The 14,668-nt window shown below is 63.0% G+C and carries 13 protein-coding genes; 5 read left to right on the forward strand and 8 right to left on the reverse strand.

The window, feature by feature from the left end:
* Positions 1-8: 8 nt before the first annotated feature.
* Complete coding sequence (locus LPB19_RS02550; protein ID WP_206644560.1) at positions 9-341, reverse strand: c-type cytochrome; 333 nt, start codon at positions 339-341, stop codon at positions 9-11.
* 221 nt (positions 342-562) lie between these two features.
* On the opposite strand from LPB19_RS02550, the gene LPB19_RS02555 reads away from it, so the two are divergent.
* Entirely contained in the window at positions 563-1,663 is a 1,101-nt protein-coding gene (locus LPB19_RS02555) for an enoyl-CoA hydratase/isomerase family protein (RefSeq protein WP_206644561.1), read from the forward strand.
* Positions 1,664-1,672: 9 nt separating this feature from the next.
* On the opposite strand, the gene LPB19_RS02560 is transcribed toward LPB19_RS02555, so the two are convergent.
* The 3 genes from LPB19_RS02560 to LPB19_RS02570 form a co-directional block, all read right to left on the reverse strand.
* Positions 1,673-2,368, reverse strand: a complete 696-nt coding sequence (locus LPB19_RS02560; RefSeq protein ID WP_206644562.1) for an ankyrin repeat domain-containing protein — start codon at positions 2,366-2,368, stop codon at positions 1,673-1,675.
* Between the two features lie 70 nt (positions 2,369-2,438).
* Positions 2,439-4,592: a tRNA(Met) cytidine acetyltransferase TmcA gene (locus LPB19_RS02565; protein ID WP_206644563.1), complete on the reverse strand. Its 2,154-nt coding sequence runs from the start codon at positions 4,590-4,592 to the stop codon at positions 2,439-2,441.
* Positions 4,592-4,969: a DUF2237 family protein gene (locus LPB19_RS02570; RefSeq protein ID WP_206644564.1), complete on the reverse strand. Its 378-nt coding sequence runs from the start codon at positions 4,967-4,969 to the stop codon at positions 4,592-4,594. The genes LPB19_RS02565 and LPB19_RS02570 overlap by 1 nt, the downstream gene beginning before the upstream one ends.
* An 89-nt stretch (positions 4,970-5,058) precedes the next feature.
* On the opposite strand from LPB19_RS02570, the gene LPB19_RS02575 reads away from it, so the two are divergent.
* Together LPB19_RS02575 and LPB19_RS02580 are read left to right on the forward strand one after the other, a co-directional pair.
* Positions 5,059-7,395, forward strand: a complete 2,337-nt coding sequence (locus LPB19_RS02575) for an ATP-dependent helicase (RefSeq protein WP_206644565.1) — start codon at positions 5,059-5,061, stop codon at positions 7,393-7,395.
* A gap of 150 nt (positions 7,396-7,545) precedes the next feature.
* Complete coding sequence (locus tag LPB19_RS02580; protein WP_206644566.1) at positions 7,546-8,649, forward strand: OmpA family protein; 1,104 nt, start codon at positions 7,546-7,548, stop codon at positions 8,647-8,649.
* Between the two features lie 52 nt (positions 8,650-8,701).
* Here LPB19_RS02580 and LPB19_RS02585 read toward each other — a convergent pair whose 3' ends face one another.
* The gene (locus LPB19_RS02585) at positions 8,702-9,937 is read right to left on the reverse strand and encodes a methyltransferase (RefSeq protein ID WP_206644567.1); all 1,236 of its coding nucleotides are present in this window, start codon (positions 9,935-9,937) and stop codon (positions 8,702-8,704) included.
* Between LPB19_RS02585 and LPB19_RS02590 the strand changes: the two genes are divergently transcribed.
* Complete coding sequence (locus LPB19_RS02590; protein ID WP_206644568.1) at positions 9,936-10,631, forward strand: tRNA/rRNA methyltransferase; 696 nt, start codon at positions 9,936-9,938, stop codon at positions 10,629-10,631. The two genes, LPB19_RS02585 and LPB19_RS02590, sit on opposite strands and share 2 nt — an antisense overlap.
* Positions 10,632-10,649: 18 nt before the next feature.
* Here the strand turns inward: LPB19_RS02590 and LPB19_RS02595 are convergent, their stop codons facing one another.
* A complete protein-coding gene (locus tag LPB19_RS02595) occupies positions 10,650-11,921 on the reverse strand; it encodes a D-amino acid dehydrogenase (RefSeq protein WP_206644569.1) in 1,272 nt (423 codons plus the stop codon).
* Positions 11,922-11,937: 16 nt separating this feature from the next.
* Entirely contained in the window at positions 11,938-12,768 is an 831-nt protein-coding gene (locus tag LPB19_RS02600; protein ID WP_206644570.1) for a polyphosphate kinase 2 family protein, read from the reverse strand.
* Between the two features lie 117 nt (positions 12,769-12,885).
* Between LPB19_RS02600 and LPB19_RS02605 the strand changes: the two genes are divergently transcribed.
* Positions 12,886-13,689, forward strand: coding sequence for a TatD family hydrolase (locus LPB19_RS02605; RefSeq protein WP_206644571.1), 804 nt, complete (start codon positions 12,886-12,888; stop codon positions 13,687-13,689).
* A gap of 16 nt (positions 13,690-13,705) precedes the next feature.
* On the opposite strand, the gene LPB19_RS02610 is transcribed toward LPB19_RS02605, so the two are convergent.
* Positions 13,706-14,614 carry a lysine exporter LysO family protein gene (locus LPB19_RS02610; protein ID WP_206644572.1) on the reverse strand — a complete coding sequence of 303 codons (909 nt, stop codon included), beginning with the start codon at positions 14,612-14,614 and terminating at the stop codon, positions 13,706-13,708.
* Positions 14,615-14,668: the final 54 nt, after the last annotated feature.

A 14,668-nucleotide genomic window follows, 5' to 3' on the forward strand; every position in this document is an offset into this window, starting at 1 on the left:
CAACACGCTTACTTGCCGCCGGCCGGCAGGCTGGCGTAGTAAGCCGCCAGGTTGGCGATGTCCGTGTCGCTCAGGGCAGCGGCCTGGCCCTGCATGATGGCGGCTTGCCCGCCGCTACGCTGCTTGTTCTTGTAGGCTTTGAGGGCAGACACCAGATACTGCTCATTCTGGCCAGCCAGATTCGGGTAGGTCGGGATCTGGGCAATGCCGTTCTGCCCATGACACGCGGCGCATACCGCAGCCTTTGCCTTGCCAGCTTCCACGTCAGCGGCAGCCGCCACTCCGGAAACGGCCGTACCCAGCGTGAAAAGTCCAACCATGGCGTAGTGTTTCACTGTCATTGTCTTTACCCTCTCATCGTCCTTTGGTGGTGTTTGCATTCCGGCACGTCTTGCCGAACTGTAAACTGTTTAGCACTTATAGCACAGTGGCCCTCAGAGCCAAACGTGCCGGCTCAAGGTCCTGGATGCGGTTCCGCCCCGTTGTCCTGTTTTACAGGACACAGTGTTGTTACGGACCGCCGCCAAAGCCAGATTGTTTCAACACGTCGGAGACTTACCTGATGTCGGTAGATGTACAGGAAATCGAATGCATGGAAGGCCGTCTTGGTCTGATTTCGCTGAACGCACCCGAGACCCTGAATGCGCTCGACGAGGACACACTCACGGAATTCCAGGGCACACTGGACCGGTGGGCCGACGACGACGGTATCTGCCTCGTGGTTTTGCAGGGCCGGGGCGACCGGGGCTTCTGCGCCGGGGGCCACCTGCGGGATCTGCACGATTCTCTTACCCACGCCGCTGGCGATCAGGCCATTCGACAGTTCGCCCTGGAATACCGACTGGTTTACAGCCTGCACCGTTTCCCCAAGCCAGTCGTGGGCATGGCCCACGGCATCACCATGGGCGCCGGACTGGGACTGTTGTCGGCCTGCCGTTACCGCCTGGCGATGCCGGATGTCACGCTCGCCATGCCGGAAATATCCGTGGGCCTGTTCCCGGATGTCGGCGCCAGCTGGTTTCTGAATCGTCTGCCCGGCCGGATCGGTCTGTTCATGGGCCTGACCGGTGCCCGTCTGAATATTACCGATGCCATTCGCATCGGACTGATTGACATCGCCATGCAGCCGGACGACCGGGAGCCCCTGCTGGGCCAGTTGCAGGACCAGCGCTGGACCGGTGAAGCGGCCGCGGACGACAACCGCCTGTTCCGGATGCTGAACCAGATGCCCGCGACGGATTACCGGTCGCTGCCCAGGAGTCACCTGGAGCAGCACGAGAAAGACATCGCCCGCCTGAGCGCCGGCGATGAATTGCCCGCCGTGGTGGATCAGCTGCTGTCGGCAGAGATCGACAGCCCGTGGTGGAGCGACTGCATGCGCAGCCTCCGGGAAGGCTGCCCGGTGTCGGCCTGGCTGGTCTGGACACAGCTGCAAAAGGCGCAGCAGATGTCGCTGAAAGATATCTTGCGAATGGAGTTGGGCATGGCCGCCGAGTGCGCCCGCCGAGGTGACCTGGCCGAGGGAATTCGCGCCCGGCTGATTGATCGTCAGGGCGCGCCGGCGTGGTCCTACAGCACAGTGGCCGAGGTGCCCGCCGACGTGATCGACGCCCACTTCCAGCGGGCGCTGGTCAACGGGCAGGATCCGATGCCGCTGGACTGAAACCCCGGCTCAGAGCGCGGCACCGGCCTGAATCAGTAACATTTCCAGATCACGGTTGTTATGGGCCCGGGCCACATCCAGTGCGGTGTGGCCACCTTCGGCCTCGTAGTTGACGTCAGCGCCGGCGGCCAGCAGCATCTCGGCAGTCAGCATGTCGCCACTGCCGACAATCTTCATCAACAGAGATTCGCCACCCTGGCTGACGTTGACATTGGCACCCGCCGCCAACAGCAGCTTTACCACGGAGAGATTGCCGGCTTCCGCAGCCCGGATCACCGGTGTGGCACCCGTGGCCGACCGGGCATTCACATCCGCCCCGGCCGACAACAATAACCGTACCAGGCGCCGACTACCCTGCTCTGCGGCTACCATCAGCGGCGTTTCACCATCGGCTGACGCCAGGTCCGGCGCAGCACCCTCGGACAACAGATACAGCGCGACCCGATCCTGACCGGCTTCAACGGCGGCCATCAGTGGTGAGCCGGACTCGGTGAGGGTATTGAGCGACGCGCCAGACTCCGCCAACGCCTGCACGTGCGCCAAATGCCCATCGGCTGCCGCCCGAATCATCGGCGTTGCCGATTCAGCCGCGATTTCCCGGGTCAGATTGGTTGGCGGTTGATTGGAAGCACAGCCGGTGAACAGGGGTGAAGATAGGACGAAAGCGTACAACAGGTGCAGGGGGAAGCCGGATCCCTTGGCCATAACAGTCAGTCTCGATGGGGAATTCTGGATCTATTCTGCGGAGGGCATCGGAACAATTAAATCGAGCCGGTCACAACTCCGGGCGCTGCTCCAATACCAGCCGGACCAGAGCCCGCAACCGGTTTTCGCCATCGCGCTGGCCGGTGCACAACCGATCCCGTTGTAACTCCGCCCACGGGCGCTGGCGCAACACCGCCGCCACCCAGAGCGACAGGTCCGGCGGCCCAGCCAGCAACGCCATCACGCCGGGCTCCAGACTGAGTTTGCGCAGCACCGGCAGGGTCAGCACAAAGCCTCGATGGCCGTGGGCAAAGCTGGACAGATCGCGAGTATCGTCGGCCGAACACTGCGGAGTTGCCGGCAAATCGCCGGTCAGGGCGGCCAGCAGTTCCGGTTCGAGCTGTTGCCAGGCCAGCGGCACCAGGGTTAACCAGTGCTCGGCCAGCCTCTGGCGCAGTCGCGCCTGCAGCGACTGGCCAGCCGCCGAGCTGGCCCGCAGCATCTGCACCGGGTATTCACCGCTGCTGGCTTCCTGGGTCAGCCCCACGCGCACCAGCCGCATGCCACAGGACTGCCAGAAGGTCAGCAAATCGGCACTGCCACCGAAACTGGTGCCAAGAGAATCGAGCCCCGCCACGCCGACATGCTGTGCGGCCGCCTGCACCAGGCGCTGCCCCACCCCCTGGCGCCGGACCTGCTCCGACACCGCAATGCGAACCACCCGCAGACACTTCTGGCTGGCAGCTTCGGGAAAGCCACTGTGACTGGCCAGCGACTGCGCCAGCAGGTGCCCTCGGGGACGCCGCTTGCCGAGCGTCACCTGCTCCGCAAGATCAGCGGACAGGCCACCTTCAACGGTTGCCCACAGGACGCCCACCGTCTTGCCAGCCTGGCTCGCCCGCCAGCTCACGGTGTCCGGGGCATCCATCCACTGACGCAAGTCGGCGGGTGTGGTGCGGTAATGGGCGTTGACCAGCAGACCGAAGGCCACGGCCAGTTCGGTTTCCTCGACGCTACCGGGCGACCAGCGTTCGATGACGACAGCAGACGCGCTGTCAGCCGCGCTCTGTGCTGGCCCGGTATCGGCCGCCAGCAGAAACAGCCTGGCAATCAGCGGCTCCAGGGGGTCCTGCGCTGACCACCTGACCGGGGCTTTCAAGGTAACGGATTGCCAGCGCGGGGTTTCCCGGTCCAGTACCTGCCGGAACCGGATCGCGAAGCCCCGGCCCGAGCCTTCGTAGCCATGCACCGTGGAGGAAAACACCACTCTGGGCCAGCCGAGCAGCACCTGTTTCAGCAAAGGGGCCGGTATGGCGGCGGCTTCATCCACCATGACCACCTCGGCCTCAGGTTTTTCGGCGAGCAATTGTCGTGTCGGCAGGAACCGGATCTGCGCGCCGGCGTGCGTGGTCAGCCCGTGGTCTGATGCCTCGAGCAATTCATCCGCCAGGGTCTCGCGGGCATGGTGCAGCAGGGTTGCAACATTGCCCGGATTCGGCGCGCAGACAAGCACACGTTGCCGACCCTGCAGCACCAGTCGGGCCGCCGCCATGCCCAATGCCGCCGACTTGCCCCGGCCTCGGTCTGCGGTCACCACCAGAGGCTTGCGCCGGCGCCCCAGACCACATTCAATCAAACGCTTCACCAGCGCCTGCTGATCCTCGGTGGTTTGCACCGCAAAGGGTGATTCCGGCTCAGCGAGCTCCGGCAACCGGAACTCGCTGGCGCGGCCGGCATCGACACGCAAAACCGCTGGGTCATCGGCCAGAATCCGCGCCATGCGCGCCGCGAATGGATGCCCGGAGCCTGATTCCAGGCCGGTGCGGGCGTAATCCGGATCGTTAAAATCGGGCCATTGGGCCAGCGGCGGCATCAACCAGAAGAACAGGCCACCGGCACGCAAGGTACCGGACAACGCGGCGATCGCATCCGGCGGGTTGCCCTGCCAGCCGTCCCAGGCCACAACTGACAGCTCGCGCCCCAGCCATTCCTGCGCGCGGGCCGGCTCCAGTGCGGTCAGGTAATCGGCCGGGCAGTGTTGCGCCTGGCCAATCCACACACCGGGCTGCCGGGGCAACAATGGCAGGGCGTCAGCCAGCCAGGCCAGCGCCTCGGCGCGATTGCCCTCGACCAACACCAGGCGCCGCTCGCCCCGCCGGCTCAGGCGATCCTGAAACGACGACCAGCGCTCGAGTGCCGGTGTTTCTTGATCGCCGTGCGGCATTAACTCAGATCCACCGCGTGTCGTTTCAGGTCGGCCAGTTCACACATTTCCAGCGTCGCCTGATGGGTGGCCCGCAACCTTACCCGGGGTGCCACCCCGGCCTCGAACGCTTCCTGCCACCGGGCCGCGCACAGGCACCAGCTATCACCCGGCTTCAACCCCGGAAACCCGTATTCCGGCCGGGGCGTGCTCAGGTCATTGCCACGGCCTTGGGAAAACTCAAGGAAGTCTTCAGTTACCACGGTACACACGGTATGAAAGCCGAGATCATCCGGGCCGGTGTTACAGCAGCCATCCCGGTAAAAACCGGTCACGGGGTCGTTGCCGCAAGTTTCCAGTGGCTCTCCCAGTACGTTCACGGATTCGGACATCTGCATCTTGCTCATCCTTTTTTTGCTGACCAGGGACCGCCAACGCTATGGTCGGTGGCCTGCGCTGCCATGGGTTACTCTCAATCGGTGCAATTATGCGGGACAGGTATCCGCACTACCAGTTGGCCAGTACAATAGAGGCCATGCCAACCGAATCCAGATCCCCCACCCTGCCTGAGCTCCCCGACTTTCTCACCGACGAACAGCGCGCCATTATTACCGCGGGCTACGAGCATTCGGTGATCACCGCGGTGGCCGGCAGCGGCAAGACCTCCACCCTGGCCTGGCGGATCCGCTACCTGCTTGAGCAAGGGCACGATCCGGACCGCATGCTGGTTTTGATGTTCAACCGCAGTGCAAAAGAGGATTTTGGCCGCAAGCTGCAGCAGGTGTGCGATCGGCAAGGGCTGGCTCTGCCGGAGATCCGCACCTACCACGCCATGGGGCTGCGGCTGTACAAGCGTTTCGTGCGAGAAGGTTACCTGCCGGGTTTTTCAGACAAAATCCTGACCGAGCAGGAGATCAGCTATCAGGCGTGGCAGTTAACCCGGCGGCTGGCGCCGGAGGACCTTGCCGATGAGATCCGCCGCAACAAGAAGGACTTTGTGGAAACCGCCACCGGCTTTATCGATCTGGTGAAAACCACCCTGTCGCCGGCAGAAACGGTGTTCGAGGAACTGGGCTACGCCGACAAGCACCGGTACCTCATCGACCTGTTCCACAGCTTCGAGCAATGGCGCAAATCCGAATCCCGCATCAGCTACGCCGACATGCTGTACGAGCCGGTCATGGCCATTCACCAGAACCCGCCGTTGCAACGGCTGGTGAGCAACAAAATGGATCTGATCCTGGTGGACGAATACCAGGACACCAACGAGATCCAGCATCTGTTACTGCGCTTTGTGGCCGGCGACCGGGCCCGTGTCACGGTGGTGGGCGATCCGGACCAGACCATCTACGAGTTCCGGGGCGCCAAGCCGGAGTTCATTCTGAAACGCTTCAGCGACGAGTTCGAAAGCCCGCTGGAACAAACCCTCAGTTACACCTTCCGTTACGGCCATCGGGTGGCCCTGCTGGCTAATCACCTGATCTGCCATAACACCGGTCGCAGGGATGTGCTGTGCCATGCGCACCCCTCGACACCGGCGACCGGGATCGAACTGCACCGGGCGGACAACGATGCCGACACCGTGATCCGGATTCTGCAGCAGGCCAATACCGACGGCATTGCCCTGACGGACACCGCCATTCTGTTCCGGGTCTGGAGCCAGAGCGTGCCCATCGAACTGAAACTGCTGGCCCGACAGATTCCCTACCGCATTGATGCCGGCAAAGGCGCGCTGTTCAGCCGGGAGGTTCAGGCCACGACCGCCCTGCTGCAGGTCGCCTCCGGACGCCTGGCCCGGATGCCCGATGAAGACCGCATGGAAGCCGCTCGGCAGTTACTGCGGTTTCCCCATGTCGGCCTCAAGGAGCCGGAACTGGAACAACTGGCGCGATTCCTGTCCGGCTTCGCCGGCGGCTGGCACGAGCGGCTTCTGGCCATGGACTTCGATGCCCTGACACCGATGGCCGGGCGCAAGCTGCGCAAGCTGGGTGAGATCCTCGCGCGGTTGACCGAGTACCGGGGCCCGGTGTCTGGCCTGATTACCCTGTACGCCGAGCACACCGACCTGTACGAAGGCATCCGGAGCCTGGCGCTGACCCACGAAAGCGCCGATGAACGCATCGATACCGTGCATGGCTTCCGGGAATACCTCAAAGGCCTGGACGTGGACGTCAATGGTGCCCTCGACCACCTGAGGGCCCTCAAGCAGCAGGCGGGCGAGAAACGCGAAGCGGGCGTGTTGCTGTCCACCATTCACCGAACCAAAGGGCTGGAGTGGCCGCAGGTGATCATCCCCGGCCTGCAGGAAAAGTACCTCCCCTACAGCCCGCGCGCTCAGGAGGATGCCCGTGCCTTCCTGGAAAGCGAACGCCGGCTGCTCTACGTCGCCATGACACGCTGCCGCCAGCAGCTGCACCTGATCAGCCGACCGGTGAGCCAGCAGCCCCATCTGGACGGTGACCAGGGCCCCAGCCGGTTTGTTCAGGAGTTCTGCTTTGACCTGGCGGCCGAACTGGGGCGCCAGCTGGACGATGGCGCCGGGCAGTCCGACGCCCCGCTCCAGTTGGCCGCACCAGTGACGCCGGTCAGTCTGCGCTACGCCGAGCGGGAAGGGGTAGCGCTCGAGGGCGTGACCGCCGTCAGCGCCGCTGAAAGCGCCGTTTTATGGCACCAGAAACGCCTGAACCATGCCGTTCTCGGCCCAGGCGAGGTTCTGAGTGAAGACGAAAGCGCGTTCGAAGTTCGATTCGACTCCGGCGAAACCCTGAACTTCAGCAAAAAGAGCGCACATCTTTACTTCACCCTGCTGAATCCGCCGGGTTAACAGCAAACCCGTACAGGCACCGGACACCTCGCGGGAAACTTCGCTGCGAACTTTGTTTTTTCCGAACCTCTGACCTAGATTTCCGTAATACCGGCGTTCCAGCAGGTGCAGTCCCGCAGTCCCCTTACGAAAAAGAACAGGAGGTATCGCATGAACATCATGCGCTCATGTGCGGTGGCAGCCATCGCAATTGCTCTTGTGCCCGCGGCTTTGGCCGATGTTCGTCGGGACACCATCTACATCAACCCGTTTGCGGCCTACCAGTATTTTGACGACAAGCGGGATCTGAGCGAAAGCGACGTCTACGGCGTTGGCATTGAGTACCGCTTCACCGATCGCTGGGCTCTGGAGGGTGTGTATTCCCGCGGCGACATTGACCGCAAAAATGCGCCGGGCGATTCCGAGTTCGACGAACTCCGCCTCGACGCCACCTACTACTTCGCCGACCCGGAAGAAGCCTTCAACCCCTACCTGTCCTTCGGTGGTGGCCACGCGGATTTCGGCGATGACCCAACCGGCCCGCAAAGCCTGGGCAGCAATCACGACGAAACCCGGGTCAACATTGGTGGTGGTTTCCGATACAACCTGAGCGACATGATTTCGCTGCGCGCCGATCTGCGGGAATTCCATGGCATCGACGACAGCACCTTCGATACCCAGGTCGCGCTGTCCTTCAGTCTGGCCTTCTTCCGTAACGTGGTCGAAGAGGTCGCGGACGGGGATCGGGACGGCGTTCCTGACGACCGCGATGCCTGCCCCGATTCCACCCTGGCCGCCGAAGTGGACAGCCAGGGCTGTGAGTTCGACGGCGACAACGATGGCGTCGTCGATGGTGTGGATCAGTGCCCGAGCACCCTGCCGGGTGCCGAGGTGGATGAGCTGGGTTGTTCCGGCATTACCGAGACCATTGAAACCATCGAAGTGGACGTTCAGTTCGCCTTCGACAGCGACGAGATCGACAGCGTCTACGAGGACGACCTGGAGCGGGTCGCCGAGATTCTGCAGGAAAACCCGGAAACCTTCGTTGAGGTGGCCGGCCACACCGATGACAGCGGTGACCCTGCCTACAACCAGGATCTGTCCCAGCGTCGTGCAGAAGCGGTGGCTGAGCGCCTGATTGAAAATTCCGGCGTCGAGAAGTACCGGGTCAGTGCCACCGGCTACGGTGCTCAGCAACCGGTCGCACCGAACGACACCCCGGAAGGCCGCGCCGCCAACCGTCGGGTGGAAGCGCTGATTCAGCTGCGTCGCTAAACCGGCATCAGCCGACAACAAAAAGGGCGTCCTTCGGGACGCCCTTATCCGTTCAGTCCCGCACTGCGTCAATCAGCAGATTGCGGGGCGTCAGTGAGCGATCACAGAATTCCCCGATTCGCACCCGGTAGCCCTGCTCTTCCAGATACAACCCGTAATCCAGCACCAGCCACAACTCCAGCGGTCGGCGGAACAGGTGGCGCACCAGTTCATACTGTTTTACCTGCAGCCAGCGGCGCTCGCCTTCGGCCTGCCAGTGCTCGAAATTGACCGTTGCAGTAAGGGAGAGGCCTTTCTTCTGTGCTGCCCAACGGCAGAAATCTTCGAAGGTACCATTGGCCAGCCGTGACGGATGGGACGGCACCGGCAGATAACTGTCTTCACCGCGCAGTTGCCGCTGCAGGGCATCGAAGCCCAGTCGCCACTGGCTGACCCGGCGGGTCTGCTCGCGCACCCGCTCGGGCGCGGTAACCGTTTCCTGCACCGCCAGCCGGAGATCGTTTCGGGCCAGTTTCAGGCATGCCCGATGCTCTGCGGCACGACGGGATAACGGCTGATAAACCTCGCGGTCGGTCAGGTGGTAACAGCAGGGCGACAGGCTCAGTCGGGGCAGGCTCGCCGCGCCGCCGCGGCGAATCAGTTGGCGGTGCAGATCGCCGCAGGCATGCAGCGCCACCCCGTGGGCCTCGGCAGGCAGTGTCAGGTCAGACGCCATCACATCCTGGCAACGCAGGGACACCGGGTCACCGAAGCGTTCGGCCAGGCGATTGCCGTCTTGCACCAGTTCCGCGTTCCATTCCAGCCCGGTCACAGGCTGACCGCGGGCCGCCAGGGTCCGGCCCAGATGCCCCTTGCCACAGCACCAGTCCATCACCGGGTGCGCCAGCGGCTGAAGCGCCGCGGAGAAAGCCCCGGCCTGTAGTCGCTTGCGGCCCGGCATATCCACCGCATGGACTTCCGGCAGGGTCGCCTTGTCTGCCTGCTGAGGATTGCTCCACTCGCCAACGCGCACCAGCTCATCATACCGGCCCAGGGAGGGCAGATACTCTGCGGCCAATGCCGCCAGCCCGGCAGGGTCATCGTCCAGGCTCCGGCACTGTGCTTCACTCAGCCCGGAAACCCAGTCGGCAAGCCCTGGCTGGCTGAGCGTCCAGTCTGGCACCGGCTCCATAAACGGTGCCGACGCCCAGAGCTCGCGGTGCTGCCGCAGCCAGTCATTGAGCTGCTGCCAGCGGCTATCAACAGATTCGGCGCGGTCGTGTAAACTCGCGGCCGGAGGTAATGTCATGCAACTGGCCTTTGTACTTGTTGAACCCAAGGTTCCGGAAAACGTCGGCGCGGCCGCCCGTGCTCTGTGCACGATGGGCTTTGGCGAACTCTGGCTGGTCAATTCCGACCTGCACACCAGGCCGGAAGCGCACTGGCTGGCTCACGGCAGCGACCACATTCTGGACAATGCGCGCATTTTCCCCGATCTGGCGGCGGTGCGAAACTCCGTAGACCTTCTGATGGCGACCTCCGCCAAGCCCCGCCACAACCGGCAGGACTGGCACCCACCCGGCCAGCTGCGGGAGGTGCTCGCGCGCAAGGGCGGGTCGGTCGCCACCGCCGCCCTGGTGTTTGGCCGGGAAGACCGGGGGCTGGCCAACGAAGAACTGGCCCTGTGCGACCTGCTCACCGGCATCCCCATGAAAGTGGCCTATCCGTCGCTGAATCTGGCGCAGTCGGTGATGCTGTATGCCTGGGAAATGTCTGGTTTGTCAGCGCCTGGCGCAGACACTGCCGAACAGCCCGCGGCACCGGAGGCGCGCCTGGGCGCCTTGCGGAACCGTCTGGCAAGCCTGCTGCCGCAGCTGGACGCGCCAGCCGAGGGCAAGCTGCATCAGTGGGCCATGGAACGCCTGCCGCTGCTGGGTGACCGGGACATCGGCTTCGTGCACACCCTGTGCGGCAATATTGAGCGACGGCTCAAGCGCAAGTAACGCTGCTGCCCGGGCCAACTACTCGCTGAAGCGCCCGGGCCGGAAGGCATCCAGGCCCACGGACGGTTCCTCTCCTTCAAGAACCTGAGCAATGACGTGGGCACTGCCGGCGGATAGGGTCCAGCCGAAGGTACCGTGGCCGGTGTTCAGAAACAGGTTGTCCCTGGGGCCGCGACCGATAATTGCCGGCCCGTCCGGCGTCATGGGCCGGAAACCGGCCCAGGCTTCGGCCGTCGACAAGTCGGCGCAGCCGGGGAAGCGGGATTCCACCGACTTGCGGATGGTCGCCAGCCGAGCTTCCGGAATGTCCCGGGAGAAATCAGCCAGTTCCACAAAGCCGGTCGCCCTCAGGCGGTGGCCCAGGCGAGTGGACACCACCTTGTAGTGATCGTCGTGCACGGTGGACACCGGTGCCCGATCGGGATTGATAACCCTGGCGGTCAGGCTGTACCCCTTGACCGGATAGATCGGCAGGGTCAGCCCCAGCGGCCGGACCAGTTCGCCGGACCAGCAACCGGCACAGATCACGACCGCGTCCGCCTCCAGAGTTGCCTGATCGCCGTGGTCGTCCTGAAACACCACCGCTTTGACCCGGCGTTCGTTCGCCAACAGCCGGCGAACACTCACCCCGTACCGGATATCCACCCCCGCCTGCGCACAGGCTTTGGCCAGCGCACAGGAAAACTGGTGACAATCGCCGGTTCCGTCAAGGTCGTAGCTGAGCGCGCCGGCAAGCGGGCCCGAGCCCGTTAACCCCGGCTCCGTTGCCCGGACCTGATCTGGCGTCAGCAACCGGGAAGGCACACCGAACTCATCCAGCAAGTCGTGAATCGCCCGATAACCACTCAGCGCCTCGGGTGTGCTGGCCAGCTGCAGTAAGCCACGATGGTCGCCATCGAACGACAGCTTGAGCTCGTTTTCCAGCTCAAGGAAGCGGGTCCGGCTATGCAGGGCCAGCCGCAACATCGCCCGGCGATTCAGGCCATACAGGCCCGGCGACCAGGCATAACGCAAACTAGAAAACAGGAAACGCAGGGTTGCAGACGACACCGGCAGGGGTATTTTCAGCGGCCCGTCGGCCTTCATCAGCCACGGCAGTGCCTTGCGCACCATGGCCGGGTCGGCCCAGGGATACACCACGCCGTAGGAGCGCTGGGCGGCGTTACCCTTGCTGGTCTCGTTGCCGGCCAGCTCATGCTTTTCGAGCAGGGTTACGCGGTGGCCGCGCCGCTGCAACTCATACGCCGTGGTGACACCGACCACACCGGCACCGACGACTACAACCTGCATGAGCGCCTCCGTCTGGTTATTTCACACCCTTATCTTCGAGCAGCCGACGGTATTCTTCCAGTATCTCTGGATCTTCCTTGGGATACTCTGGCGCCATTCGCTTCAGCTGATCCGCCACGATCTGAGCAACAATCGCCCGGGCCTGGGGTTTCTCGTCCCCCGGCACAATGAACCACGGAGCTTCATCAATGTGGGTTTCGTGCAGGGCTTCTTCGGCATACTCCTCGTAGAGTTTGCGCTTCTCCCAGCCATCGATATCCGAGCGCTCGAATTTCCAACGCTTGCGCGGCTTGTCCAGGCGCTTCAGCAGCCGGCGGCTGTGTTCCTCTTCGGACAGATTGAGCCAGATCTTGATGATCTGCGTACCCTCGGCCACCAGATGCTGCTCAAAATCCCGGATCGAACGAAAGCGACTGTTCCAGTTGTAGTCGTCCGGGTCCAGCACCAGCCAGACCCTCTCGGCAATCACCGCTTCGTGATGGCTGCGGTTGAAGGCCACCATTTCGCCCCGGGCCGGTAGCTTGCGGCCAACCCGCCACAGGAAATGATGGCTGGCCTCCAGGCCATCGGGGCGACTGAAGGACCAGGCGTGGAAGCCGGCGGGATCGGCGTAGGTGGCCAGGGTCCGGATCAGGCTGTCCTTGCCGCTGGTGTCCGGCCCATGGATCACCAGCAACAGTGAACGACGCTTGTTGGCCCAGAGACGGCGCTGGTATTCGCCGATGTCATCGAGACTGTCGTCCAGTTCCGGCAAATCCTCGTCGTCGTTCAATTTGCTGGGATAGTCCCGAAACTTGGGTTTATCAGGATCATAAAGCCAACGGCGAGCAAACGAAGACATTTTCATTCCGGAAACTCCCTATCGGTCGGGCTCAGGTCAAGCCTCGTACAAACTGGTAAACTTGCACGATCAAATTTTCAGCATAGCAGGCGGTGTTTGCCTGCAGAGGAGCCAATTTCCGGAATGAGCAAAAAACGCCGCGACATTCCCGTCTTTGATCACCCGATCATCGAGACCCACTGCCATCTGGACTACCTGAAGGATCGCCCGCTGGAGGAAACTCTGGAACAGGCCCGGCAGGTGAACATCGAGAAGGTCATCACCATTGCGGTGTCGCCGGATAACCTGGCCCGGGTACGCGAACTCAGCCAGCTTGCGCCCTGGGTGTATGGCACTCAGGGCATTCACCCCCACGACGCAGAAAGTTACACGGACGATGTGGAAGCCGAAATCCGCAGGCACGCCAGTGATGACAAAATCGTCGCAGTGGGCGAGATCGGTCTGGACTACTTCTATGACAACGCCGACCGGGACGTGCAGAAAGAGGTGTTCCGCCGTCAGTTACAGATCGCCTGCGACCACGACCAGCCAGTGGTGATTCACAGCCGGGACGCGGACGACGATACCATCACCATCCTGTCCGAGTTCGAAGACACCCTGAAACGCCGAGGAGTGATTCACAGCTTCACCTCCGGGCCGGGGCTGGCAAAGTATGCTCTGGATCAGGGCTGGTGTCTGGGCTTCAACGGCATCACCACGTTCAACAAGGCGGAGAACGTGCGAGACATCGTGCGCATGGCGCCCATTGAGCAGATTCTGCTGGAAACCGACTCCCCGTTCCTGACACCGGTGCCCTACCGGGGCCGAGAGAACGCGCCGTTTTACCTGCCGTTCGTGGCGGAGAAGATTGCCGAAGTGAAGGAACTGCCGCTGGAGCAGGTCATTGAGCAGACCTACCGGAACAGCCTGAGAACCTTTTTCGCCTGAGACCTGTCGCTGGGCCCTAGCCCAGCGACAGGAAGACCCCCATAAACACCGGCGAAAGGAACGACAGCATAAAGCCCGAGGCAATCGCTACCGGGACGCAGGCCAGGCCGCCGCTGCTGCGAATGACCGGCAGGGTGAAGTCCATGGCGGTCGCGCCGCCATACCCGATGGCCATGGCCGGGCGGGCGCTGATCAACACGGGAATAATGGCCAGTGCGATGATTTCCCGCAGCACATCGTTCAGGAACGCCACCCCACCCCAGGCCGGGCCCAGCGCATCGCCGATCACAATGCCCGACAGCGAGTACCAGCCGAAACCGGAAGCCAGCGCCAGCACGTCGTGCCAGGGCAAGGCCACGAAGGGAATCAGAATCGCACCCGCCAGCAAGGAACTGAGCGTCAGTGCCAGGGCAATGCCTACGCCTTGCCGGTTCATCAGTAACTTGCGCAGGGACAGCCCCGCGTTTCGCAGTTGCAGGCCAATCAGGAACAGCAGCAACATCAGCGCCCAGGTGGCGACATCTTCCACCAGCGGCAGCGTTGGCAGCACGTAGTAGCCGGCCAGCAAGCCCACCAGCACCGCCATCAATGGCTTCAGCCCGGCCATAAACAGGCGGCCATAGCCTTTGCTGCCTTCCATCGGTGCCTGTTCAGTGGTCATCGGCTGCCAGCGATGGAACAGCCACAAGCCCAGCATGTTGGCCCCGAACAACACCACCACCAGCGCCAGCACCTGAATGGCCATGCCACCGAGCTGACTGGCCAGGCCTTCCATCTGTCCGAGCCCCAGGCCCAACAGGGCAAGAATGAAATACACCAGCGCCTCCACCGTGTAATGGATAACGGTCATCGCCCGGCGGTTATGCAAAGGCAGGGCGAAACCCAGAAACAACGGGGCAAGAATCAGCAACGCGCCGGTCAGCATGACTTCCTCAAACAGACAGTAAAATGACAGAAATGCCGGACAACGTGCGACCGG

It is taken from the genome of Marinobacter salinisoli (genome assembly GCF_017301335.1).
Classification (GTDB): domain Bacteria; phylum Pseudomonadota; class Gammaproteobacteria; order Pseudomonadales; family Oleiphilaceae; genus Marinobacter; species Marinobacter salinisoli.

Bases quoted from the DNA above. Each gene is read 5' to 3' on its own strand.
- LPB19_RS02595 (WP_206644569.1), bottom strand. From the start codon at position 11,921: ATGCAGGTTGTAGTCGTCGGTGCCGGTGTGGTCGGTGTCACCACGGCG.
- LPB19_RS02605 (WP_206644571.1), top strand. From the start codon at position 12,886: ATGAGCAAAAAACGCCGCGACATTCCCGTCTTTGATCACCCGATCATC.
- LPB19_RS02610 (WP_206644572.1), bottom strand. From the start codon at position 14,614: ATGCTGACCGGCGCGTTGCTGATTCTTGCCCCGTTGTTTCTGGGTTTC.
- LPB19_RS02555 (WP_206644561.1), top strand. From the start codon at position 563: ATGTCGGTAGATGTACAGGAAATCGAATGCATGGAAGGCCGTCTTGGT.
- LPB19_RS02585 (WP_206644567.1), bottom strand. From the start codon at position 9,937: ATGACATTACCTCCGGCCGCGAGTTTACACGACCGCGCCGAATCTGTT.
- LPB19_RS02570 (WP_206644564.1), bottom strand. From the start codon at position 4,969: ATGCAGATGTCCGAATCCGTGAACGTACTGGGAGAGCCACTGGAAACT.
- LPB19_RS02590 (WP_206644568.1), top strand. From the start codon at position 9,936: ATGCAACTGGCCTTTGTACTTGTTGAACCCAAGGTTCCGGAAAACGTC.
- LPB19_RS02575 (WP_206644565.1), top strand. From the start codon at position 5,059: ATGCGGGACAGGTATCCGCACTACCAGTTGGCCAGTACAATAGAGGCC.
- LPB19_RS02560 (WP_206644562.1), bottom strand. From the start codon at position 2,368: ATGGCCAAGGGATCCGGCTTCCCCCTGCACCTGTTGTACGCTTTCGTC.
- LPB19_RS02600 (WP_206644570.1), bottom strand. From the start codon at position 12,768: ATGAAAATGTCTTCGTTTGCTCGCCGTTGGCTTTATGATCCTGATAAA.
- LPB19_RS02580 (WP_206644566.1), top strand. From the start codon at position 7,546: ATGAACATCATGCGCTCATGTGCGGTGGCAGCCATCGCAATTGCTCTT.
- LPB19_RS02565 (WP_206644563.1), bottom strand. From the start codon at position 4,592: ATGCCGCACGGCGATCAAGAAACACCGGCACTCGAGCGCTGGTCGTCG.
- LPB19_RS02550 (WP_206644560.1), bottom strand. From the start codon at position 341: ATGACAGTGAAACACTACGCCATGGTTGGACTTTTCACGCTGGGTACG.